Source organism: Citrobacter sp. MGH110 (assembly GCF_001037515.1).
In the GTDB taxonomy this organism is placed as follows: Bacteria; Pseudomonadota; Gammaproteobacteria; order Enterobacterales; family Enterobacteriaceae; genus Citrobacter; species Citrobacter portucalensis.
In genome coordinates, this window is the sequence record NZ_KQ089830.1 from 3288264 (window position 1) to 3308634 (window position 20371).

Here is a 20371-nt window from a genome sequence, read left to right on the forward strand (position 1 = left end):
TCTTTCTCTTTTTTTCCTGTTGTCATCTACACTTAACAAAAATACAGCAAGGAAAATCCCATGCGCATTTTGCCCGTCGTTGCTGCAGTTACGGCTGCATTCCTGGTTGTCGCGTGTAGCTCCCCGACACCGCCGAAAGGCGTTACCGTGGTAAATAACTTTGATGCCAAACGCTATCTGGGAACCTGGTATGAAATTGCACGCTTCGACCATCGTTTCGAGCGCGGGTTGGATAAAGTGACCGCAACATACAGCTTGCGCGACGACGGCGGGATCAACGTTATTAACAAGGGCTATAACCCTGACAGGGAGATGTGGCAGAAAACGGAAGGGAAAGCCTATTTCACCGGCGACCCAAGCAGAGCCGCGCTTAAAGTTTCTTTTTTCGGCCCCTTCTATGGCGGGTATAACGTAATTGCACTCGACCGGGAATATCGTCACGCGCTGGTTTGTGGTCCGGATCGCGACTACCTGTGGATCCTTTCACGGACCCCTACTATTTCAGATGAAATGAAACAGCAAATGTTAGCCATCGCGACCCGGGAAGGGTTTGAAGTGAATAAACTGATTTGGGTGAAACAGCCTGGCGCTTAGTGAGTGCTCAGCTTCAGACCAATAATACCAGCAACGATCAGCCCAAGGCTCAGCAAACGTGCCGGGCTGGCAGACTCACCCAGCAGCAAAATCCCTGTAATGGCCGCCCCAACAGCACCAATACCGGTCCAGACCGCATAAGCTGTTCCAACAGGCAACGTGCGCATTGCCCAGGAGAGCATGGCGATGCTGACGATCATCGCCGCAATAGTGATAATGCTTGGCGTAAGACGCGTAAAACCGTGGGTGTATTTCAGGCCAATCGCCCATACGACTTCGAGCAAACCTGCAATTAATAAAACGATCCAGGACATATCAGGCTCCAGAACTATGGGGCCGTCCCCGGTGAATGAAGCGTTTGCAGGTCGTCCTGCAAAGCTGATGTGTGAAATGGCATTTTTGCCCGGAAGAAAATGAATTTCAACCTTTTTATTCACTGCCTGCTAAAAGCAAGAATTAAGCATAATTAGCGGCGTAGTTCCCGCATTTGGCACTCATCGGAGTTCTCTATGATGAAGGGCTTTCTGAAACCAGAAAGTCGATTGCCCCTCTTCTGAATGCGAAACGTTTATGCTTAAAATTTTAGTGATTGACCGGTGCCACTTTACCCGCACAGGGATAGAGGCCTTGCTTAATCATTCTGGCAGGTTCAGCTCCTCATTTCTGGTATCAGGAATCAATAATCTCCTGTTAGCAAAAGAGCATATTTTGCAATGGAAACCGCATCTGGTGATCGCGGATTTATACAGTTTTATTAGCGAGACGCACTCCAGTCCGCCAATTAAACCTTTTTTTATGAGTTGTGGCGTCATCCCACTGATTTTACTGCAATCAGCAGACAGACAGCATGCCCCCATCGTGCCCTCTCAATCCGTAGCCCATTCGGTCTTGACCAAGCACACCACGCTGAACACACTCTCCCACACAATTCAGGAAGCGCTTCAGGTTCGCCCCGCATTAGAAATAGCCAAAAACGCCACGCCTTTGCTTACGCCGCAAGAGGAGAAAGTATTATCAATGTGGATGGATGGTGTGAGTAACAATGCCATTGCCGCCGCGCTCAGCATTCATGGCAAAACGGTCTACACCTATAAGCGGAATATCCGTATGAAACTGCACCTGGGGAACCGCTTCTCGCCGTTCCTGTCACTCCCAAGGAAGGGTGATTAACGGTACGACACGACGTCGTACCGTTCTTCATTATTGCTATTGCTGAGCTTTTGTCGCTGCACCAGAGATTGCGCTACCGCCTTCAGAGATATCCTGTCCTACGCCTCGTGTGGTATTACACGCGGTTAAAACGGAAGAAAGTACCAACACAGAAAAGATCGCAGCAATTGTCTTCTTAACCATAACGTCTTCCTTTTCTAGCCAATATTGTTTGTGTATAGCTACTTAATAATAGACAAGATCCGGGAGTGTGATGGATAAACAACCGTTTTTAAGACTATATGAAAGGATTAGCTGGCGGCGTGAGAAATTGAATTGCCAAGATGTTTGATGTCTTCACCGAAGCCGCGCGCGGTATTGCATCCCGTCATGAGGGTGCTGGTGAAAAGGAGTAGCATTACAAGACCGAGAAGACGTTTCATCATTCCTGCCCTGGAAAAAGTATGGCGCAGCAACCTGCGCCATAAGATCAAATGGAAAACTTATTTTACGCGAGAAACGTATTCGCCGGAGCGGGTATCCACTTTGATCACTTCGCCGATCTGTACGAACAGCGGAACTTTAACAACTGCGCCGGTAGACAGGGTAGCCGGTTTGCCGCCAGTACCAGCGGTATCGCCTTTCAGACCTGGGTCGGTTTCAACAACTTCCAGCTCAACGAAGTTCGGCGGAGTTACGGAGATCGGCTGACCGTTCCACAGGGTCACGATGCATTCAGCCTGGTCCAGCAGCCATTTAGCGTTATCGCCTACCGCTTTCTCGTCTGCAGCCAGCTGTTCGAAAGTGGTGTTATTCATAAAGTGCCAGAACTCACCGTCGCTATACAGGAAGGTCAGGTTCATGTCGGCTACGTCTGCGCCTTCAGCGGAGTCAGTAGACTTGAAGGTTTTCTCTACGCGAGTACCGGTCAGCAGGCGACGCAGCTTAACGCGCGCAAACGCCTGGCCTTTACCTGGTTTAACGAATTCGCTGGCTTCAACCGCATAAGGTTCGCCGTCCAACATGATTTTAAGACCAGCACGAAAATCGTTGCTATAGTACGTTGCCATAAGGCCCTCTGAAAATTGTTAACTGGTAGCTAAGCCACAAAATGGCGCATATTGTAACCCTAAATACCCCATCCAGAGAAGATTGGTTATCGCAACTTGCCGATGTTGTGACCGATCCCGATGAACTTCTGCATCTTTTGAACATAGATGCAGATGAAAAACTGTTGGCCGGACGCGACGCGAGACGGCTTTTCGCCCTGCGCGTGCCGCGTGCGTTTATTGCCCGCATGGAGAAAGGCAACCCGGACGATCCGCTTTTACGTCAGGTACTGACTGCCCAGGAAGAGTTTGTGGCCGCGCCAGGCTACTCAACCGACCCACTGGAAGAACAGCACAGCGTGGTTCCCGGTCTGCTGCATAAATATCGCAATCGGGCACTGCTGCTGGTTAAAGGCGGTTGCGCGGTAAATTGTCGCTATTGCTTCCGCCGGCATTTCCCATACGCCGAAAATCAGGGCAATAAGCGCAACTGGCAGGTCGCCCTCGACTACATTAACGCGCACCCTGAGCTGGATGAAATCATCTTCTCTGGTGGCGATCCGTTAATGGCCAAGGACCACGAACTGGACTGGTTGCTCACGCAACTGGAAGCTATCCCGCACATTAAGCGTCTGCGTATTCACAGCCGTTTGCCGATAGTGATCCCGGCGCGCATTACAGAAGGACTGGTCGAGCGCTTTGCGCACTCCTCCTTGCAGATTCTGCTGGTCAATCACATTAACCATGCCAATGAAATTGATCAGACGTTTCGCCAGGCGATGAGCAGTCTGCGCGCCGCGGGCGTTACGTTACTCAACCAAAGCGTATTGCTGCGTGGCGTGAACGATAACGCGCAAACCCTGGCTAACCTTAGCAACGCACTGTTTGATGCCGGTGTGATGCCCTATTACCTGCACGTGCTGGATAAAGTGCAGGGTGCCGCACACTTTATGGTCAGCGACGATGAAGCGCGTCGCATTATGCGTGAGCTTCTGACGCTAGTTTCCGGCTATATGGTCCCCAAACTGGCGCGTGAAATTGGTGGAGAGCCAAGTAAAACACCGCTGGATCTGCAGTTACGTCAACAATAGCTATTACTGAGTGTCCGATTCCGGACACTCACCACGATTACTTATTATTTAAATCCCCACAAGTGGAGCCTCGCTTTTAATCTGTGCTATTTTAATTAGCGCAGTTCAATCATTCATTCGTAAATTTTATCAATAGTTTCAAATGCAGAATATTAATAAATATATGGTTAGGGAGAACCTTTTATGGCTATAAGTATTAAGGGCGTTAATACTGGCATTATTCGCCAAAAGAATGAATTTGTTGCCATGGCATTAAAAATAAAAGAACCAAGAAACAAGGAATCACTCTTTTTTCTCTCTCCACTTGGACTTAGAGACCTGCTTATTGCGCTGGAGAGCCGGCTGTACGCTATTTCTCAGCTAAACAAAGACGAGCGTATACAATATGAAAAGGCATGTGATAAAGCCAGCAAAAAAATGCACGAGAATATCCCGTCAATTCAGGAAGATGAACTAAAAAATGCGGATATTAACCGTCGCATAAATTCGCTGATGTTAGTGGATGACAAAGGCGAGAATTTAACATTTTCTCTGACGTTACATGACGGACAAACATGCGAATTACTGGTTAATGAATTACAGATTCAGGTGTTGGCGCATGCAATTATTCACGCAATAAATAATGCTGGCATGAGAGAACTCACGCTACGAATAACATCGCTGCTGGATTTCCTGCCGCTGTACGATGTTGATTGTCAGCAAAACGACAATCTGGAATACGACTCTTATACACAACCCGAATGGAAACATAACCTGTTTAATCATTATCTGGCGATTATTTACCGCTATACAGATGATAAAGGAAAAGCCCAGTTCTGTGGTTCGGTCGTGAAAACTCGCGCCCTTTCCGGTAGCAAAGAAGCCGAAGCCATTACTCGCCGTCTTCTCGACTTCAGCCCGCGGCTGAAAAAACTTGCCGGTGTACCGTGCCAGGTGTTTGTCAGAACGTTGACGGGTGATAAGACGCAAAAGCTCAATCAGGATCAGTGCCTGCGCGCATTGCATCATTTACGCGTTCAGTCTGCGCATAAGACTCAGAATGCCTGATGGCGCTGCGCTTATCAGGCCTACGATCATTCGTACCGTAGGCCGGATAAGACGCTTTAGCGTCGCCATCCGGCATCAGCAGCAGTTCTCAATTAGGGCACTTATAAACCTGTCCAATCATCTCACTGGCGGTAGGAACAAAGCTGGACAGCATTCCCTGCGATGGGCTGCTGACGCCATAAATCACGTTACCGCCCATTGCCGCAGCCTGATTACGCAGATCGTTTGCTGCGCCACGCATTGAGCCGCCCTCTTCGCCGTGCTGGCCTGAAAGCCAGTTGCTTTGCTTACCGGTTGCAGTGCCTATCAATTGGCACTCTGCGCCAGGCTTGTCTTCAACAAAACGTACGCTTTGCCCGGCTGAACTCAGTTCATTGCTGGAGCTACAACCCGCCATCAGTAGCGCGGCACCAACGATCCCTGCTAAATATTTCACGTGCATGTCATTCCCCATAATCAATTAGTTGGACGTTATGTCCGTAGCTGAATCATATACTAAAAAGATGACCAAAAGAAAAACCCCCAGACATTTCTGCCCGAGGGTTTCTCAATTCTGGGAGATGAGCACCCAAATCATTCTGGTTGCAGGAAGGCGGCCAGTTTGTTAATCCCCAGGAGCTTACTCAAGTAAGTGACTGGGGTTAGCAAACGCAGCCAACGCATCTGCGGCCTGAAGGATGCAGGGTGTAGGCAATTACATCATGCCGCCCATTCCACCCATGCCACCCATACCGGCAGCACCTAAGTCAGGCGCATCGCCTTTCGGCAGGTCGGTAACCATGCACTCGGTGGTGATCATCAGACCCGCAACAGAAGCCGCGTACTGCAGAGCAGAACGAGTTACTTTGGTTGGATCCAGGATACCCATGTCGATCATGTTGCCGTATTCTTCAGTTGCAGCGTTGTAACCGTAGTTACCGTCACCCGCTTTTACGGTGTTAGCCACTACAGACGGCTCTTCGCCGCAGTTCAGAACGATTTGACGCAGCGGAGCTTCCATTGCGCGCAGCGCAACTTTGATACCTACGTTCTGGTCTTCGTTCTGACCTTTCAGGCCGGCAATTTTAGACGCTACGCGAATCAGCGCAACACCACCACCAGCAACCACGCCTTCTTCTACAGCAGCACGGGTAGCGTGCAGGGCATCTTCAACGCGGGCTTTCTTCTCTTTCATTTCAACTTCAGTCGCAGCACCAACTTTGATAACCGCAACGCCGCCTGCCAGTTTCGCTACGCGCTCCTGCAGTTTTTCACGGTCATAGTCAGAAGTTGCTTCTTCGATCTGCTGACGAATCTGAGTCACGCGACCCTGGATTGCAGCTTCGTCGCCCACGCCATCAATGATGGTGGTGGTATCTTTGTTGATAACAACGCGTTTCGCCTGACCCAGATCTTCCAGAGTTGCTTTTTCCAGCTCCATACCGATCTCTTCAGAGATAACGGTACCACCGGTCAGGGTAGCGATATCCTGCAGCATTGCTTTACGACGATCGCCGAAGCCAGGTGCTTTAACCGCAGCGACTTTCACGATACCGCGCATGGTGTTAACAACCAGAGTTGCCAGCGCTTCGCCTTCAACATCTTCAGCGATGATCAGCAGCGGTTTGCCTGCTTTCGCTACAGCTTCCAGAACCGGCAGCATTTCGCGGATGTTGGAGATTTTCTTGTCAGCCAGCAGGATGAACGGGCTTTCCAGTTCTACTGCGCCAGTTTCCGGCTTGTTGATGAAGTAAGGAGACAGGTAGCCACGGTCGAACTGCATACCTTCAACCACGTCCAGTTCGTCCTGCAGACCGGTACCGTCTTCAACGGTGATCACGCCTTCTTTACCGACTTTGTCCATCGCTTCAGCGATCAGTTTACCTACGGTTTCGTCGGAGTTAGCGGAGATGGTACCAACCTGAGCAATAGCTTTAGAGTCGGAGCACGGTACGGACAGTGCTTTCAGTTCTTCAACAGCAGCAGCGACAGCTTTGTCGATACCACGTTTCAGATCCATCGGGTTCATGCCCGCAGCAACGGCTTTCAGACCTTCAGTGATGATGGACTGAGCCAGTACGGTTGCGGTGGTGGTACCGTCACCTGCAGCGTCGTTCGCTTTAGAGGCAACTTCTTTCACCATCTGCGCACCCATGTTTTCGAACTTGTCTTCCAGTTCGATTTCACGTGCTACGGAAACACCATCTTTAGTGATGGTCGGTGCACCGAAAGATTTATCCAGAACTACGTTACGGCCTTTTGGACCGAGGGTAACTTTCACTGCATCTGCCAGTACGTTTACGCCGCGCAGCATTTTCACACGAGCGTCGTTACCGAATTTTACGTCTTTAGCTGCCATTTTCTCTTTCCCTTAAATTCGTATGTTCAGTGTCGTTCGCGGATTAGGCTTCAACAATCGCCAGGATGTCGCTTTCAGACATGATCAACACTTCTTCATTGTCGATCTTCTCAGATTTAACACCGTAGCCATCGTTGAAAATAACGATATCGCCGACTTTCACGTCCAGCGGCTGTACGGTACCGTTGTCCAGGATGCGACCCTTACCGACAGCGATGATTTCGCCACGAGTTGATTTACCTGCTGCAGAACCGGTCAGTACGATGCCGCCAGCAGATTTGGATTCAACTTCTTTACGTTTGACGATCACACGATCATGTAACGGACGAATACTCATTGATAGCTCTCCTTTGAGAAAGTCTTTATCAGTTATGGGTGACGCCGGCCCGTAAACGGTTTCCCGGCTAGTGACCAGAGAGATGGGGATGGGGTTTTGTGCCTTCAAGGGGGCAAGCGAAAAAAATTTTTTATCAGCAGAAAATCCCGTCAAAACGCCGACGCACCTCACATTTCATAACGATTTCAGTCACGTCGTCATAAGCAAATCTGATTGTGATACCATCAAAAATCTGCGCTGTAGCCCGGTCAATGGGCATAACCGGATAACAACTTATGAGCGGACTGAAACAAGAGCTGGGACTGGCTCAGGGCGTTGGCCTGTTGTCGACATCATTGTTAGGTACAGGCGTTTTTGCCGTCCCCGCGCTGGCCGCACTGGTTGCGGGCAACAACAGCCTGTGGGCATGGCCGGTGCTGATTGTTTTGGTCTTTCCTGTGGCGATTGTCTTCGCCGTACTGGGTCGTCATTTTCCCAGCGCAGGCGGTGTGGCGCATTTTGTCGGCATGGCCTTTGGTTCACGCCTGGAGCGCGTCACCGGATGGCTATTTTTGTCGGTCATTCCTGTCGGTTTGCCTGCGGCATTGCATATCGCCGCCGGATTCGGTCAGGCGATGTTTGGCTGGCATGACGAGCAGCTTTTGCTGGCTGAGCTCGGTACGCTGGCATTGGTTTGGTACATCGGCTCTCGCGGCGCAAGCTCCAGCGCGAATCTACAAACGGTCATTGCAGGATTGATTGTTGCCCTGATTGTTGCTATCTGGTGGGCGGGCGATCTGACACCTGGCGAAATCCCCTTCCCTGCGATTACCGATATTGAGCTTCCCGGCCTGTTCGCCGCGTTGTCGGTCATGTTCTGGTGCTTTGTCGGCCTTGAAGCGTTTGCTCACCTGGCGTCTGAATTCAAAAATCCGGAGCGAGACTTCCCACGCGCACTGATGATCGGCCTGCTGCTGGCAGGGTCTGTTTATTGGGCATGCACCGTTGTCGTTCTCCATTTTGGTGCCTACGGCGAGCAAATGGCGGCCGCAGCGTCGCTGCCAGAGATCGTCGTGCAACTGTTTGGCGTACAAGCTCTGTGGGTCGCCTGCATCATTGGTTATCTGGCCTGTTTTGCCAGCCTCAACATTTATATACAAAGCTTCGCCCGGCTGGTCTGGTCACAAGCGCAGTATAAGCCGGAGAGTTATCTGGCTCGTCTGTCCCCCCGACACCTTCCGCGCAATGCGCTAAACGCCGTATTGGGCTGCTGCGTAATCAGTACTCTGTGCATCTATATGCTGCAAATCAATCTCGATGCGTTAATCGTCTACGCCAACGGCATCTTTATTATGATTTATTTGCTGTGCATGCTGGCAGGTTGTCGATTACTGAAAGGGCATTATCGCGTACTGGCGGTCATTGGCGGTCTGCTGTGCCTACTGCTACTGGCGATGGTCGGCTGGAAGAGTCTATACGCGTTGATTATGCTGGCAGGACTTTGGCTGTTTTTACCCCGCAGGCCGGATAAGGCAACGTTGACGCCATCATCCGGCCTATAAACTCTTTTGCCGGATGACGCTAATGCTTATCCGGCCTACATACTGATGCTTAATCCCGACGATCGTCTTTATGTTCGATGCTGTCGCGCTTGTCATCCTTGCGCTGAAATTCACCATCAAAAGTCTCACCGCCACCCGTTCCGGCGCTAAAACCACCGCCAGGCATACGCGAAAAACGCAAATGTGGCAGCAGTTTCATCGTCAGATGTTTTTGCACCGGGGGTAATAAAAGAAGAAGACCGAGGAAATCGGTGAAAAATCCGGGCAGCACCAACAGCAGACCGGCAATAATCAGCGATACGCTTTTGATCATTTCTGCAGCCGGACTTTCACCTGCCGCCATTTTCTGTTGCATCAGTAAAAAGTTCTTAAATCCCTGATTACGAACCAGAGACATACCGATAACCGATGTAAAAATAACCAAAATCAGCGTCATCAGGACACCCATCACATGGGCAACCTGAATAAAAATAGATATCTCTATGTAAACATAGAGAAAAATGGCAAGTAATGGTATCCAGCGCAAAGGGATCTCCTGTTAATAACAGCCGTTTTGTTCAACTTCTGTTCGAAAAATTATGTTAATCGCATCGATTTGATATTGTGGTGGTTAGCAAAATTTCAAGTGGCTTGTACACTAATATTTGGGGTTAATCACAAAGGGGTGATCCATTTCACAGAATAATAAATAAGGGGTAAATTCCACGCTTTAAGTGATCCAGATTACGGTAGAAATCCTGAACCAGCATATGATCTCGGGTATCAGACCGATGCAGGGGATAATCGTCGGTCGAGAAACAATCGAAATCACATATATCCTGTGTGTTTAGTCAAATCATTGGCAGCTTGAAAAAGAAGGTTCACATGTTAAACAACATTCGTATCGAAGAAGACTTGTTGGGTACCAGGGAAGTTCCAGCGGACGCCTACTACGGTGTCCACACTCTGAGAGCGATTGAAAACTTCTACATTAGCAACAACAAAATCAGCGATATTCCTGAATTTGTTCGCGGTATGGTAATGGTTAAAAAGGCAGCGGCTATGGCCAACAAAGAGCTGCAAACCATTCCTAAGAGTGTGGCAAATGCCATCATCGCGGCGTGTGATGAAGTCCTGAATAACGGAAAATGCATGGATCAGTTCCCGGTAGACGTTTACCAGGGTGGTGCGGGTACCTCCGTCAACATGAACACCAACGAAGTTCTGGCCAATATCGGTCTGGAACTGATGGGTCACCAGAAAGGTGAATATCAGTACCTGAACCCGAACGACCACGTTAACAAATGTCAGTCTACCAACGACGCATACCCAACTGGCTTCCGTATCGCTGTATACGCATCCATCATCAAACTGATTGATGCACTGAACCAGCTGCGCGAAGGCTTCGAGAAAAAAGCTGTTGAATTCCAGGACATCCTGAAAATGGGTCGTACCCAGCTGCAGGATGCTGTACCGATGACCCTCGGTCAGGAATTCCATGCTTTTAGCGTACTGTTGAAAGAAGAAGTGAAAAACATTAGCCGTACCGCTGAGCTGCTGCTGGAAGTTAACCTCGGCGCGACAGCAATCGGTACTGGTCTGAACACGCCGAAAGAGTACTCTCCGCTGGCAGTACAGAAACTGGCTGAAGTCACCGGCTTCGCCTGTGTTCCTGCAGAAGACCTGATTGAAGCAACTTCTGACTGTGGCGCATACGTTATGGTGCACGGCGCACTGAAACGTCTGGCTGTGAAGATGTCCAAAATCTGTAACGACCTGCGTTTACTCTCCTCTGGTCCGCGTGCGGGTCTGAACGAGATCAACCTGCCGGAACTGCAGGCTGGTTCTTCTATCATGCCAGCTAAAGTGAACCCGGTTGTTCCGGAAGTCGTAAACCAGGTGTGCTTCAAAGTCATCGGTAACGACATCACTGTAACCATGGCATCTGAAGCTGGTCAGCTGCAGCTGAACGTAATGGAGCCGGTCATTGGTCAGGCAATGTTTGAATCCATTCACATTCTGAGCAATGCTTGCTACAACCTGCTGGAAAAATGCGTTAGTGGTATCACTGCTAACAAAGAAGTCTGTGAAGCGTTTGTATTCAACTCCATCGGCATCGTTACTTACCTCAACCCGTTCATTGGTCACCACAACGGCGACATCGTCGGTAAAATTTGTGCCGAAACCGGTAAGAGCGTACGTGAAGTTGTCCTGGAGCGCGGTCTGTTGACCGAGTCTGAACTGGACGATATCTTCTCTGCACAGAACCTGATGCACCCTGCTTATAAAGCAAAACGTTATACTGATGAAAGCGAACAGTAATCGTGTAGGGTAGTACCGGAGAAGGCACGTCATGATGACGTGCCTTTTTTCTTACTCGAAGTTACTTAAAAACAACAATTTAATATCAACTTGTTAAACAACAAGGAAGGCTAATATGATAGTTTTAGAACTTATCATCGTTTTGCTGGCAATCTTTTTAGGTGCCAGACTTGGGGGTATCGGTATTGGATTTGCAGGTGGGCTGGGTGTTCTGGTTCTCGCCGCTATCGGCGTAAAACCCGGTAATATCCCGTTCGATGTTATTTCCATCATCATGGCGGTTATCGCTGCCATTTCAGCTATGCAGATTGCAGGTGGTCTGGACTATCTGGTTCATCAAACTGAAAAACTGCTGCGTAAAAACCCGAAATACATCACGATCCTTGCACCTATCGTGACCTATTTCCTGACTATCTTCGCAGGTACCGGCAACATCTCTCTGGCAACGCTGCCAGTTATCGCTGAAGTTGCGAAAGAACAAGGGATCAAACCTTGCCGTCCGCTCTCTACTGCAGTGGTTTCTGCACAGATTGCGATTACGGCTTCTCCAATCTCCGCAGCCGTGGTTTACATGTCTTCCGTAATGGAAGGTCATGGCATCAGCTACATTCACCTGCTGTCCGTGGTCATTCCGTCCACCCTGCTGGCTGTTCTGGTCATGTCCTTCCTGGTAACTGCGCTGTTCAACTCCAAACTGTCTGACGATCCGATTTATCGTAAGCGTCTGGAAGAAGGCCTGGTTGAACTGCGTGGTGAAAGACAAGTTGAAATCAAAGCGGGCGCAAAAACTTCTGTTTGGTTGTTCCTGCTGGGCGTGGTTTGTGTCGTCGTATATGCGATCGTCAACAGCCCAAGCCTGGGTCTGGTCGCTAAGCCGCTGATGAACACCACCAACGCAATCCTGATCATCATGCTGAGCATCGCGACGCTGACCACGATCATCTGCCGCGTTGAAACTGACTCCATCCTGAACTCCAGCACTTTCAAAGCCGGTATGAGCGCCTGTATTTGTATCCTGGGTGTTGCATGGCTGGGTGATACCTTCGTATCTCACAACATTGACTGGATCAAAGATACTGCAGGTAGCGTAATTCAGGGTCATCCGTGGCTGCTGGCTGTCATCTTCTTCTTTGCTTCTGCACTGCTGTACTCTCAGGCTGCAACCGCTAAAGCACTGATGCCGATGGCTCTGGCTCTGAACGTTTCCCCACTGACTGCTGTTGCGTCTTTCGCCGCGGTTTCTGGCCTGTTCATTCTGCCAACCTACCCAACTCTGGTTGCGGCAGTTCAGATGGATGACACCGGTACAACTCGCATTGGTAAATTCGTCTTTAACCATCCATTCTTCATCCCGGGTACTCTGGGTGTGGTTCTGGCTGTCTGCTTCGGCTTCTTGCTGGGCAGCTTCATGCTGTAAGTTTTTCCTGCAGGGTGCCTGGGCGCCCTGCAGTTCCTCCTCCCCACCCCGCTTTAACTAACATCCTTCCCTCGTCCGTTGTATAGTGACCATTCTTTTGCTGGTTACTCTGTTCTTTCGAGGTGTTTATGCTTGATGTAAAGAGTCAGGATATTTCCATCCCCGATACCGTTGTGGTGCTCTGTACCGCCCCGGATGAAGCAACCGCCCAGGATCTCGCCGCCAAAGTGCTGGCGGAAAAGCTGGCTGCTTGCGTGACCCTGCTACCCGGTGCGACCTCCCTCTACTATTGGGAAGGCAAACTGGAACAGGAATATGAAGTCCAAATGATTTTAAAAACCACCGTCGCACACCAGCAAGCCCTTCTCGATTGCCTGAAGTCACATCATCCGTATCAAACGCCTGAACTTCTGGTTTTACCCGTCACTCACGGAGACTTTGATTACCGCTCATGGCTCAACGCATCCTTACGCTGATCCTGCTGCTGTGCAGCACATCTACCTTTGCCGGATTATTTGACGCGCCTGGCCGCTCGCAGTTTGTTCCTACCGATCGGGCGTTTGTTTTTGATTTTCAGCAAAACCAACACGATCTGAACCTCACATGGCAGGTTAAAGATGGCTACTATCTGTATCGCAAACAGATAAGCATTACGCCATCTCAGGCCGATATTGCTGAGGTAAAATTGCCGCCAGGCGTCTGGCATGAAGATGAGTTTTACGGCAAAAGCGAGATTTACCGTAAACAGCTGACTGTCCCGATCACGGTCAATCAGGCTAAGTCTGGCGCAACATTAACGATCACATACCAGGGCTGCGCCGACGCCGGATTTTGCTATCCACCAGAAACAAAAACGGTGCCATTAAGTGAAGTGTCTGCTGGTTCCGCGGCGGCCCCTACGCCAGCCCCAGCCACTGCAGATCCGCAAGAAAAACCGCAGCCCACGGCACAACTCCCCTTCTCCGCACTGTGGGCATTGCTGATCGGAATTGGTATCGCGTTTACGCCTTGCGTACTGCCGATGTATCCGTTGATTTCCGGTATCGTACTGGGTGGCAAGCAGCGCTTATCAACCGGACGGGCACTGTTGCTGACGTTTATCTACGTTCAAGGGATGGCGATCACCTATACCGCGCTGGGTTTGGTTGTTGCAGCCGCCGGTTTGCAGTTCCAGGCTGCGCTTCAGCATCCCTACGTCCTGATTGGCCTTGCCGTCATCTTTACGCTGCTGGCTCTGTCGATGTTTGGCCTGTTCACGCTGCAACTGCCCTCATCGCTGCAAACGCGCCTCACGCTAATGAGTAACCGCCAGCAAGGCGGATCTCCCGGCAGCGTCTTTGCGATGGGGGCGATTGCTGGCCTCATCTGTTCTCCTTGCACAACGGCCCCGCTAAGCGCGATTTTGCTATATATCGCTCAGAGCGGAAATATGTGGCTGGGAGGCGGCACACTGTATCTGTATGCGTTGGGGATGGGATTACCCCTGATGCTGATTACCGTATTTGGCAACCGCCTGCTGCCTAAAAGTGGCCCATGGATGGAACATGTCAAAACCGCTTTTGGCTTTGTCATTCTGGCGCTTCCCATCTTCTTACTCGAACGTATCGTTGGCGACAAGTGGGGAGTTCGCTTATGGTCACTGCTAGGCGTCGCGTTCTTTGGCTGGGCGTTCATCACCAGTCTACAGGCAAAGCACGCCTGGATGCGTATCGTGCAGATTGTCCTGTTAGCCGCAGCACTGGTAAGTGTGCGTCCATTGCAAGACTGGGCGTTCGGCGCGCCACATGCTCAAACCCAGGCACATCTTAACTTCACGCCGGTGGCATCGGTAGATGCGTTAAATCAAGCACTGGCGCAAGCTAAAGGCAGGCCAGTCATGCTGGATCTGTATGCCGACTGGTGTGTAGCCTGTAAGGAATTTGAAAAGTACACGTTCAGTAATCCGCAGGTTCAGCAAGCGCTAGGCAACACGGTGCTATTGCAGGCGGATGTGACAGCAAACAATGCCCAGGATGTCGCTCTCCTGAAACATCTACAGGTTTTAGGTTTGCCGACTATCTTGTTCTTTGATGCCGAGGGGAAAGAGCACCCGGAAGCTCGGGTTACGGGCTTTATGGATGCCGCGACCTTCAGCGCACATTTGCGCGATCGCCAACCGTGAGCGACACTTGCAACAGGAAATACGGAGGAGAATACCGTGCAACGTGAAGATGTCCTGGGAGAAGCCCTGAAATTACTTGAGGTGCAAGGGATAGCCAATACCACGCTGGAAATGGTGGCCGAACGCATCGATTATCCTCTGGATGAACTGCAGCGCTTTTGGCCCGATAAAGAGGCCATTCTGTACGATGCGCTACGTTACCTCAGCCAGCGGGTGGATATCTGGCGGCGTCAGCTTTTGCTGGATGACACACTGAGCGCTGAGCAGAAATTACTGGCGCGCTACACTGCGCTGTCCGAATGCGTGAGCAATAATCGCTATCCCGGCTGTCTGTTCATCGCCGCCTGTACGTTTTACCCCGATCCCGGGCATCCGATCCATCAGTTAGCCGATCAGCAAAAAAAGGCGGCACATGACTTCACCCATGAGCTGCTGACGACGCTGGAAGTTGACGACCCGGCAATGGTCGCCAAACAGATGGAACTGGTGCTGGAAGGCTGCCTGAGCCGCATGCTGGTTAATCGTAGCCATGCTGATGTCGAAACGGCACACCGCCTGGCTGAAGATATCCTGCGCTTTGCCCAGTGCCGAATGGGCGGTGCGCTGACCTAAGCGAGCATTATCTGTTTTCGTCGCCTCTGTCGGAAATATTTGTGCAAACTTCAGGCATAACCATGCAGATTGCCGCAATATTAAGCGGTTGAACAATGTTTCCAGAAATTTGATTGACTGACAGACGTGAATACGGTTTAATGCGCCCCGTTGCCCGGATAGCTCAGTCGGTAGAGCAGGGGATTGAAAATCCCCGTGTCCTTGGTTCGATTCCGAGTCCGGGCACCACTATTTAGAAGAACCCGCCTATGGCGGGTTTTTTGCTTTATGGGCTCCGCGAGATTTCTTATCGTTCTGACCACAGAAACTCCTACCCCACCTCATCACGACAGTTAAACCTTTCACTGGAACCACGATGGTACTGCAAAAAATATAGCGGTATCAGGCACACCTCTTTGTCTGGCGTGCTTAACCGTAGGCTAAATTTGAGTAATTTATCTGAACAACCTTGGGCACAATACTGTTGCGGGAGCGCCAGGTCGCGCCGCACTTCATTGATAAGCTCGCTGAAGGTCCCCCCCTCTTCCAGATGGCGTTGTAGGGTACGCACATTCATCCCCACGGGCTGGAGTTGGTGCGCCGCCTCGACATCTGAAGCAAACGCCAGGGAGTAAATACCAACCTTCATCTACAATTGCCATCATACCGAGCAAATAATGAGTCAACGAGGAACCTGGATGGTGAAAACAAGAGTCATACAGTCAGCGCAGGGAGCCCATGCCTATCCGTTGCTGATCAAGAGCTTGCTGCTGTCGGGTGGGCGTTCTCATCCCGAGCGAGAAATCGTCTACGCCGACAAGCTGCGTTACGACTATCGCACCCTCAAACAGCGCATCCATCGCCTGGCAAACATGCTGACAGCGGCCGGTGTCATGCCTGGAGACACCGTCGCCCTCTTAGATTGGGACAGCCATCGCGCCCTCGAGTGCTTCTTCGCGGTGCCTATGATTGGTGCCGTGCTACACACGGTGAACGTCCGCTTCTCGGCGGACCAAATCGCTTACACCATGAATCATGCCGAGGACAACCTGGTACTGGTGCACGACGACTTCTTGCCGGTTGTCGAGTCACTGGCAGAGACACTGACCACTGTCCGGGGATACATCCAGCTTAGCGACGAAGAATCGAAGGCAACCAGCCTGCCGGTGCTGGGGGAATATGAGACCCTGCTGGCCGCAGCGGGAAATCGCTTTGACTTCCCCGACTTCGATGAAAACTCGGTAGCGACCTTGTTCTACACCACTGGAACCACGGGCAATCCCAAGGGGGTCTACTTCAGCCATCGTCAGCTGGTCCTGCACACGCTCAATGAGCTGGGCCTCCTGGCAGCCCACGAGGGACAGTCGCTGCTACGATCGAACGATGTCTACATGCCGATCACTCCTATGTTTCACATGCACGCCTGGGGCGCTCCCTATGTCGCAACAATGCTGGGTGTGAAGCAGGTCTACCCCGGTCGTTACGAACCCAACAAGCTGGTGCGGTTCTATCACGATGAGGGTGTAACCTTCTCGCACTGTGTGCCAACCATCTTGCAAATGATCCTCGAGTGCGACGAAGCCACACGGACCGATCTGTCGGGATGGAAGATGTTGCTGGGTGGCAGTTCACTGTCCCTTGGACTGGCGACACAGGCCCACCATAAGGGCATACACATTCACGCTGGCTATGGTATGTCTGAAACCTGTCCCCTGCTCTGTATGACCCACTTAAGCGATGCCGAGCTGGCCCTTCCCATGGATGAGCAGTTACCCTTGCGGATTCGAACCGGCCTGCCTGTTCCGTTGGTGGATCTGCGTATCGTCGATGGCGAAGGTCGGGAGGTAGTGCACGACGGCGAAGCCATGGGTGAAATAGTGGTGCGAGCCCCTTGGCTGACTCAGGGCTACCTGAAGGAACCCGAGAAAGGAGCTGAGCTATGGAATGGCAGTTGGCTGCATACCGGCGACATTGCCTCTATCGATCCCCTTGGGATAGTGGAAATCAAGGATCGCATCAAAGACGTAATCAAGACGGGCGGTGAGTGGATAAGCACGCTGGAGCTGGAGAGCCTCATCAGCTCACACGCGGCGGTCAGGTCGGTAGCCGTCGTCGGGATACCTGATGAACAGTGGGGCGAACGCCCCCTGGCTCTGGTGGTTTGCAAGGAAGGAGAAGACCTGGAGCCGCAGGCCATAGCGGCACATCTACAAGGATTCGTCGACCGCGGCCACATCACTAAATGGGCGATCCCACGACAGATAAGGATAGTCCCAGAAATTCCCAAAACCAGCGTCGGCAAGATCAACAAGCGCTTGATCCGCGAGCTCGAAGCCAGCAATGGGAAGGAAAGCATTTAAGCGATCTGTCGCATTCATAGCGTAAGGTTAACAACAGTCACACTGCTTATATTTCAGGTAGCATGTCGGTATCAATGCTCTGCCGGGGATCTCACCGTCCCCGCGCGGATGCTGATCGCCCTTTAGCAAATGGGTGTCTGGGCATGTTCATCGCTACAGGCACCTTCCATCCAGCCTGATCATTTACCTAAATCTGCTTTATTCAACAACGCCAGATTCATCCTCACTCATGCTTTCTTTGCTTTGAATGAACCGGAGCGCCAAATAAAGGTCTGGTGCCAGAATCATGTCGTCATCTTTCATTGTCGGTCGACTCTCCTTAAACCAGCGTGTTAACTCCGTTTTCCGGCCCGCAAGAATTAACTTAATCTTCCGCCCCTTCAGGTCCCGTTTTAACTCATTAATGGTTGCCAGGACGCTGATATCTGAATAGGTAAAGCAAGAAACGGCGTCAATGACCACCCATTTAGGTTGTAGTACTGCACCATCGACTAAATTCAAAACGCGGCGCTTAAAATAGGCCACATTAAAATAGGTCAGCGGTGAGTTAAACCGGTACATCAACACGCCAGGGATCATTTTCACATCGGTTGTATTACCTAATGAGTGAATCATCCCATTTTCGTCAATTCCCAATAAGTGTTCAGTAGGACGGAAAACTGTGCGCAGGAACTGCAACAGACCCAACAATACCGCAAGGCCAATCCCCTGAATAACCCCAATAATCAGAACACAGCCAAAGGTGAAGAACGCCAGGCGAAATGCGGGTTTATTTCTTCGCCTCAGGTTCCAGAGTCCGCGTAAATCAATTAATGACCACGATGCATAAATTAGAACAATGCCTAATGCAGATACCGGAATAAATTGTAATGGCTGCGTGAAAAATACCACGACGATTCCGATGATTAAGGCAGCAACAACGGAAACAAGCTGGCTTTTCCCTCCAGAGGAATCATTTACCGCAGTCCGGGAATCGGCTCCGCTAATCGCAAACCCCTGAGATAAACCAGACATTAGATTCGCGATACCCAAAGCCCTGAACTCAGCATCAGCATTTATTTCGTATCCGTTTTTCGCGGCAAAACTGCGAGCGGTTAGCATCAGGCTAACAAAACTGACTAACGCCAGGTTCAGCGCAGGGATCAATAAATCACGCGCCAGACCAGGCTGAAACGAGCCCCAGTGAACGACGGGCAAACCAGACTGAAAGCCCGATCCCCCAATAGTGGCAATCCCATACTGCTGCGCAGATGTAATCCATACCAGCGCCGTTGTTATCACAATAGCAATTAATGGTGCTGGCCATTGGCTACGAAACGTTTTGATAGCTATTAAAATCACTAACGTTAGGATGGAGATCCCTAAGGTTAATAAATGAATTTCTGAGAGTCGGCCAGGCAGGGCAATGATCTTCTCAATCACTTGCTCTTCATCAAGCGTAATCCCCAACACCTTACCGAGTTGCCCGACAATAATCGTCACGGCAACCCCGTTAAGCAGGCCCGTTAGAATAGGATGCGAAAGCAAGTCAGCAAGCGCGCCCAGGCGAAATTTACTGGCAAGCAGGCACCATCCCCCCATCATCACAGTCATGACAATTGTCAACTGCCAGTGAAGTTCTGGGTTTCCGGCAGAAAGAGGAACTACAACGGCTGCAATTACCGCGCAGGTCGTGGCATCAGGGCCAACAATCAATTGGCGGGAAGAACCAAACAGCGCATAAGCTAACATTGGCAAAACGCAGGAATATAACCCGACGATAGCCCCGACTCCCGCCAACTCAGCGTAAGCAATCGCAACCGGTAGTGCTACGGCAGCAACGGATAACCCGGCTTTAACATCTTGTTTTAGCCAGCTTTTATCGTACGCTAATAAATTTTTTAGCCCCGGCATGTAGTTTAATACCATTTTTCCGAACACTTTATTCTCCGGATAGACCCTTACTTATAGATAAAGGTACACGTAACTGTCGCAGGCGATCCTGATATTTTCGGGAGGTAATACAGAAAATTCAGATTGGGGGTTTACCGCATATACCGCAGGAAGGCTTGTGTTATGGAGGTTTTGGATATTGCTTTGCACCCGATGGTGCGGTGTTGTGATGTGCCTGATGCGCTGCGCTTATCAGGCCTACTGAAACGCATTCACTGACGGGCTTTTGTAGGCCGGATAAGGCGGCACGCCGCATCCGGCGGTTTTCATCCCGCACAGACGCAAAAAAGCCCATCCGTCAAGATGGGCTTCTTCACTTTAATTAATGCCTGGCAGTTCCCTACTCTCGCATGGGGAGACCCCACACTACCATCGGCGCTACGGCGTTTCACTTCTGAGTTCGGCATGGGGTCAGGTGGGACCACCGCGCTACAGCCGCCAGGCAAATTCTGTTTATCAACAC

At 50.8% G+C, this 20371-nt stretch carries 21 protein-coding genes, 1 tRNA gene and 1 rRNA gene; 12 read left to right on the top strand and 11 right to left on the bottom strand.

Features of this window, described 5'->3' with window-relative positions; genetic code table 11:
* Positions 1 to 60: 60 nt before the first annotated feature.
* Positions 61 to 594, top strand: coding sequence for a lipocalin family protein (locus SK38_RS15425; protein WP_001221666.1), 534 nt, complete (start codon positions 61 to 63; stop codon positions 592 to 594).
* On the opposite strand, the gene sugE is transcribed toward SK38_RS15425, so the two are convergent.
* Positions 591 to 908, bottom strand: a complete 318-nt coding sequence (gene sugE / locus SK38_RS15430) for a quaternary ammonium compound efflux SMR transporter SugE (protein ID WP_000118520.1) — start codon at positions 906 to 908, stop codon at positions 591 to 593. The genes SK38_RS15425 and sugE overlap by 4 nt on opposite strands.
* A gap of 256 nt (positions 909 to 1164) precedes the next feature.
* Between sugE and SK38_RS15435 the strand changes: the two genes are divergently transcribed.
* Positions 1165 to 1764 carry a LuxR C-terminal-related transcriptional regulator gene (locus tag SK38_RS15435; RefSeq protein ID WP_048236298.1) on the top strand — a complete coding sequence of 200 codons (600 nt, stop codon included), beginning with the start codon at positions 1165 to 1167 and terminating at the stop codon, positions 1762 to 1764.
* A gap of 36 nt (positions 1765 to 1800) precedes the next feature.
* On the opposite strand, the gene ecnB is transcribed toward SK38_RS15435, so the two are convergent.
* From ecnB to efp, 3 genes are all read right to left on the bottom strand, one after another.
* Positions 1801 to 1947 carry a lipoprotein toxin entericidin B gene (ecnB, locus tag SK38_RS15440; RefSeq protein WP_003025482.1) on the bottom strand — a complete coding sequence of 49 codons (147 nt, stop codon included), beginning with the start codon at positions 1945 to 1947 and terminating at the stop codon, positions 1801 to 1803.
* 107 nt (positions 1948 to 2054) lie between these two features.
* The gene (gene ecnA, locus SK38_RS15445; protein WP_048236299.1) at positions 2055 to 2189 is read right to left on the bottom strand and encodes a lipoprotein antitoxin entericidin A; all 135 of its coding nucleotides are present in this window, start codon (positions 2187 to 2189) and stop codon (positions 2055 to 2057) included.
* Positions 2190 to 2246: 57 nt separating this feature from the next.
* A complete protein-coding gene (efp, locus tag SK38_RS15450; RefSeq protein ID WP_003025478.1) occupies positions 2247 to 2813 on the bottom strand; it encodes an elongation factor P in 567 nt (188 codons plus the stop codon).
* A gap of 41 nt (positions 2814 to 2854) precedes the next feature.
* Between efp and epmB the strand changes: the two genes are divergently transcribed.
* Together epmB and yjeJ are read left to right on the top strand one after the other, a co-directional pair.
* Positions 2855 to 3883, top strand: coding sequence for an EF-P beta-lysylation protein EpmB (gene epmB, locus SK38_RS15455; protein WP_048236301.1), 1029 nt, complete (start codon positions 2855 to 2857; stop codon positions 3881 to 3883).
* A gap of 183 nt (positions 3884 to 4066) precedes the next feature.
* On the top strand, positions 4067 to 4930 hold the full coding sequence (gene yjeJ / locus SK38_RS15460) for a YjeJ family protein (protein ID WP_048236302.1): 864 nt from the start codon (positions 4067 to 4069) through the stop codon (positions 4928 to 4930).
* Between the two features lie 88 nt (positions 4931 to 5018).
* Here the strand turns inward: yjeJ and SK38_RS15465 are convergent, their stop codons facing one another.
* From SK38_RS15465 to SK38_RS15475, 3 genes are all read right to left on the bottom strand, one after another.
* Positions 5019 to 5372 (bottom strand): DUF4156 domain-containing protein, encoded by a 354-nt coding sequence (locus SK38_RS15465; protein WP_003025468.1) that lies wholly within the window; start codon positions 5370 to 5372, stop codon positions 5019 to 5021.
* A 252-nt stretch (positions 5373 to 5624) separates the two neighbouring features.
* Positions 5625 to 7268: a chaperonin GroEL gene (groL, locus tag SK38_RS15470; RefSeq protein WP_048236304.1), complete on the bottom strand. Its 1644-nt coding sequence runs from the start codon at positions 7266 to 7268 to the stop codon at positions 5625 to 5627.
* A gap of 43 nt (positions 7269 to 7311) precedes the next feature.
* Positions 7312 to 7605, bottom strand: a complete 294-nt coding sequence (locus tag SK38_RS15475) for a co-chaperone GroES (protein WP_000027827.1) — start codon at positions 7603 to 7605, stop codon at positions 7312 to 7314.
* A 275-nt stretch (positions 7606 to 7880) separates the two neighbouring features.
* On the opposite strand from SK38_RS15475, the gene yjeH reads away from it, so the two are divergent.
* Positions 7881 to 9146: an L-methionine/branched-chain amino acid transporter gene (gene yjeH, locus SK38_RS15480; RefSeq protein WP_008785985.1), complete on the top strand. Its 1266-nt coding sequence runs from the start codon at positions 7881 to 7883 to the stop codon at positions 9144 to 9146.
* A 49-nt stretch (positions 9147 to 9195) separates the two neighbouring features.
* On the opposite strand, the gene SK38_RS15485 is transcribed toward yjeH, so the two are convergent.
* Positions 9196 to 9672 carry an FxsA family protein gene (locus SK38_RS15485; RefSeq protein ID WP_003025457.1) on the bottom strand — a complete coding sequence of 159 codons (477 nt, stop codon included), beginning with the start codon at positions 9670 to 9672 and terminating at the stop codon, positions 9196 to 9198.
* Positions 9673 to 10010: 338 nt separating this feature from the next.
* Here SK38_RS15485 and aspA point away from each other — a divergent pair, with 338 nt between their 5' ends.
* The 6 genes from aspA to SK38_RS15515 all read left to right on the top strand — a co-directional run bounded on the left by aspA (position 10011) and on the right by SK38_RS15515 (position 15865).
* The gene (gene aspA, locus SK38_RS15490) at positions 10011 to 11447 is read left to right on the top strand and encodes an aspartate ammonia-lyase (protein ID WP_048215096.1); all 1437 of its coding nucleotides are present in this window, start codon (positions 10011 to 10013) and stop codon (positions 11445 to 11447) included.
* Between the two features lie 115 nt (positions 11448 to 11562).
* Positions 11563 to 12864, top strand: coding sequence for an anaerobic C4-dicarboxylate transporter DcuA (dcuA, locus tag SK38_RS15495; protein WP_003830670.1), 1302 nt, complete (start codon positions 11563 to 11565; stop codon positions 12862 to 12864).
* Positions 12865 to 12992: 128 nt separating this feature from the next.
* Complete coding sequence (gene cutA, locus SK38_RS15500; protein ID WP_048236306.1) at positions 12993 to 13340, top strand: divalent cation tolerance protein CutA; 348 nt, start codon at positions 12993 to 12995, stop codon at positions 13338 to 13340.
* Complete coding sequence (locus SK38_RS15505; protein ID WP_048236308.1) at positions 13316 to 15025, top strand: protein-disulfide reductase DsbD; 1710 nt, start codon at positions 13316 to 13318, stop codon at positions 15023 to 15025. The genes cutA and SK38_RS15505 overlap by 25 nt, the downstream gene beginning before the upstream one ends.
* A 36-nt stretch (positions 15026 to 15061) precedes the next feature.
* A complete protein-coding gene (locus SK38_RS15510) occupies positions 15062 to 15637 on the top strand; it encodes a transcriptional regulator (protein ID WP_008785982.1) in 576 nt (191 codons plus the stop codon).
* Between the two features lie 152 nt (positions 15638 to 15789).
* Positions 15790 to 15865, top strand: a tRNA-Phe gene (locus SK38_RS15515).
* Positions 15866 to 15947: 82 nt separating this feature from the next.
* On the opposite strand, the gene SK38_RS15520 is transcribed toward SK38_RS15515, so the two are convergent.
* Positions 15948 to 16265: a helix-turn-helix transcriptional regulator gene (locus SK38_RS15520; RefSeq protein ID WP_048236310.1), complete on the bottom strand. Its 318-nt coding sequence runs from the start codon at positions 16263 to 16265 to the stop codon at positions 15948 to 15950.
* Between the two features lie 49 nt (positions 16266 to 16314).
* Between SK38_RS15520 and SK38_RS15525 the strand changes: the two genes are divergently transcribed.
* The gene (locus SK38_RS15525; protein WP_048236311.1) at positions 16315 to 17976 is read left to right on the top strand and encodes a fatty acid--CoA ligase; all 1662 of its coding nucleotides are present in this window, start codon (positions 16315 to 16317) and stop codon (positions 17974 to 17976) included.
* Between the two features lie 198 nt (positions 17977 to 18174).
* On the opposite strand, the gene SK38_RS15530 is transcribed toward SK38_RS15525, so the two are convergent.
* Both SK38_RS15530 and rrf read right to left on the bottom strand, forming a co-directional pair.
* On the bottom strand, positions 18175 to 19896 hold the full coding sequence (locus SK38_RS15530; RefSeq protein ID WP_053069345.1) for a SulP family inorganic anion transporter: 1722 nt from the start codon (positions 19894 to 19896) through the stop codon (positions 18175 to 18177).
* A gap of 339 nt (positions 19897 to 20235) precedes the next feature.
* A 5S ribosomal RNA gene (rrf, locus tag SK38_RS15535) occupies positions 20236 to 20351 on the bottom strand.
* Positions 20352 to 20371 lie beyond the last annotated feature (20 nt).

Coding starts and splice junctions, on each gene's coding strand:
- SK38_RS15425 (WP_001221666.1), top strand. CDS start 61: ATGCGCATTTTGCCCGTCGTTGCTGCAGTTACGGCTGCATTCCTGGTT.
- sugE (WP_000118520.1), bottom strand. CDS start 908: ATGTCCTGGATCGTTTTATTAATTGCAGGTTTGCTCGAAGTCGTATGG.
- SK38_RS15435 (WP_048236298.1), top strand. CDS start 1,165: ATGCTTAAAATTTTAGTGATTGACCGGTGCCACTTTACCCGCACAGGG.
- ecnB (WP_003025482.1), bottom strand. CDS start 1,947: ATGGTTAAGAAGACAATTGCTGCGATCTTTTCTGTGTTGGTACTTTCT.
- ecnA (WP_048236299.1), bottom strand. CDS start 2,189: ATGATGAAACGTCTTCTCGGTCTTGTAATGCTACTCCTTTTCACCAGC.
- efp (WP_003025478.1), bottom strand. CDS start 2,813: ATGGCAACGTACTATAGCAACGATTTTCGTGCTGGTCTTAAAATCATG.
- epmB (WP_048236301.1), top strand. CDS start 2,855: ATGGCGCATATTGTAACCCTAAATACCCCATCCAGAGAAGATTGGTTA.
- yjeJ (WP_048236302.1), top strand. CDS start 4,067: ATGGCTATAAGTATTAAGGGCGTTAATACTGGCATTATTCGCCAAAAG.
- SK38_RS15465 (WP_003025468.1), bottom strand. CDS start 5,372: ATGCACGTGAAATATTTAGCAGGGATCGTTGGTGCCGCGCTACTGATG.
- groL (WP_048236304.1), bottom strand. CDS start 7,268: ATGGCAGCTAAAGACGTAAAATTCGGTAACGACGCTCGTGTGAAAATG.
- SK38_RS15475 (WP_000027827.1), bottom strand. CDS start 7,605: ATGAGTATTCGTCCGTTACATGATCGTGTGATCGTCAAACGTAAAGAA.
- yjeH (WP_008785985.1), top strand. CDS start 7,881: ATGAGCGGACTGAAACAAGAGCTGGGACTGGCTCAGGGCGTTGGCCTG.
- aspA (WP_048215096.1), top strand. CDS start 10,011: ATGTTAAACAACATTCGTATCGAAGAAGACTTGTTGGGTACCAGGGAA.
- dcuA (WP_003830670.1), top strand. CDS start 11,563: ATGATAGTTTTAGAACTTATCATCGTTTTGCTGGCAATCTTTTTAGGT.
- cutA (WP_048236306.1), top strand. CDS start 12,993: ATGCTTGATGTAAAGAGTCAGGATATTTCCATCCCCGATACCGTTGTG.
- SK38_RS15505 (WP_048236308.1), top strand. CDS start 13,316: ATGGCTCAACGCATCCTTACGCTGATCCTGCTGCTGTGCAGCACATCT.
- SK38_RS15520 (WP_048236310.1), bottom strand. CDS start 16,265: ATGAAGGTTGGTATTTACTCCCTGGCGTTTGCTTCAGATGTCGAGGCG.
- SK38_RS15525 (WP_048236311.1), top strand. CDS start 16,315: ATGGTGAAAACAAGAGTCATACAGTCAGCGCAGGGAGCCCATGCCTAT.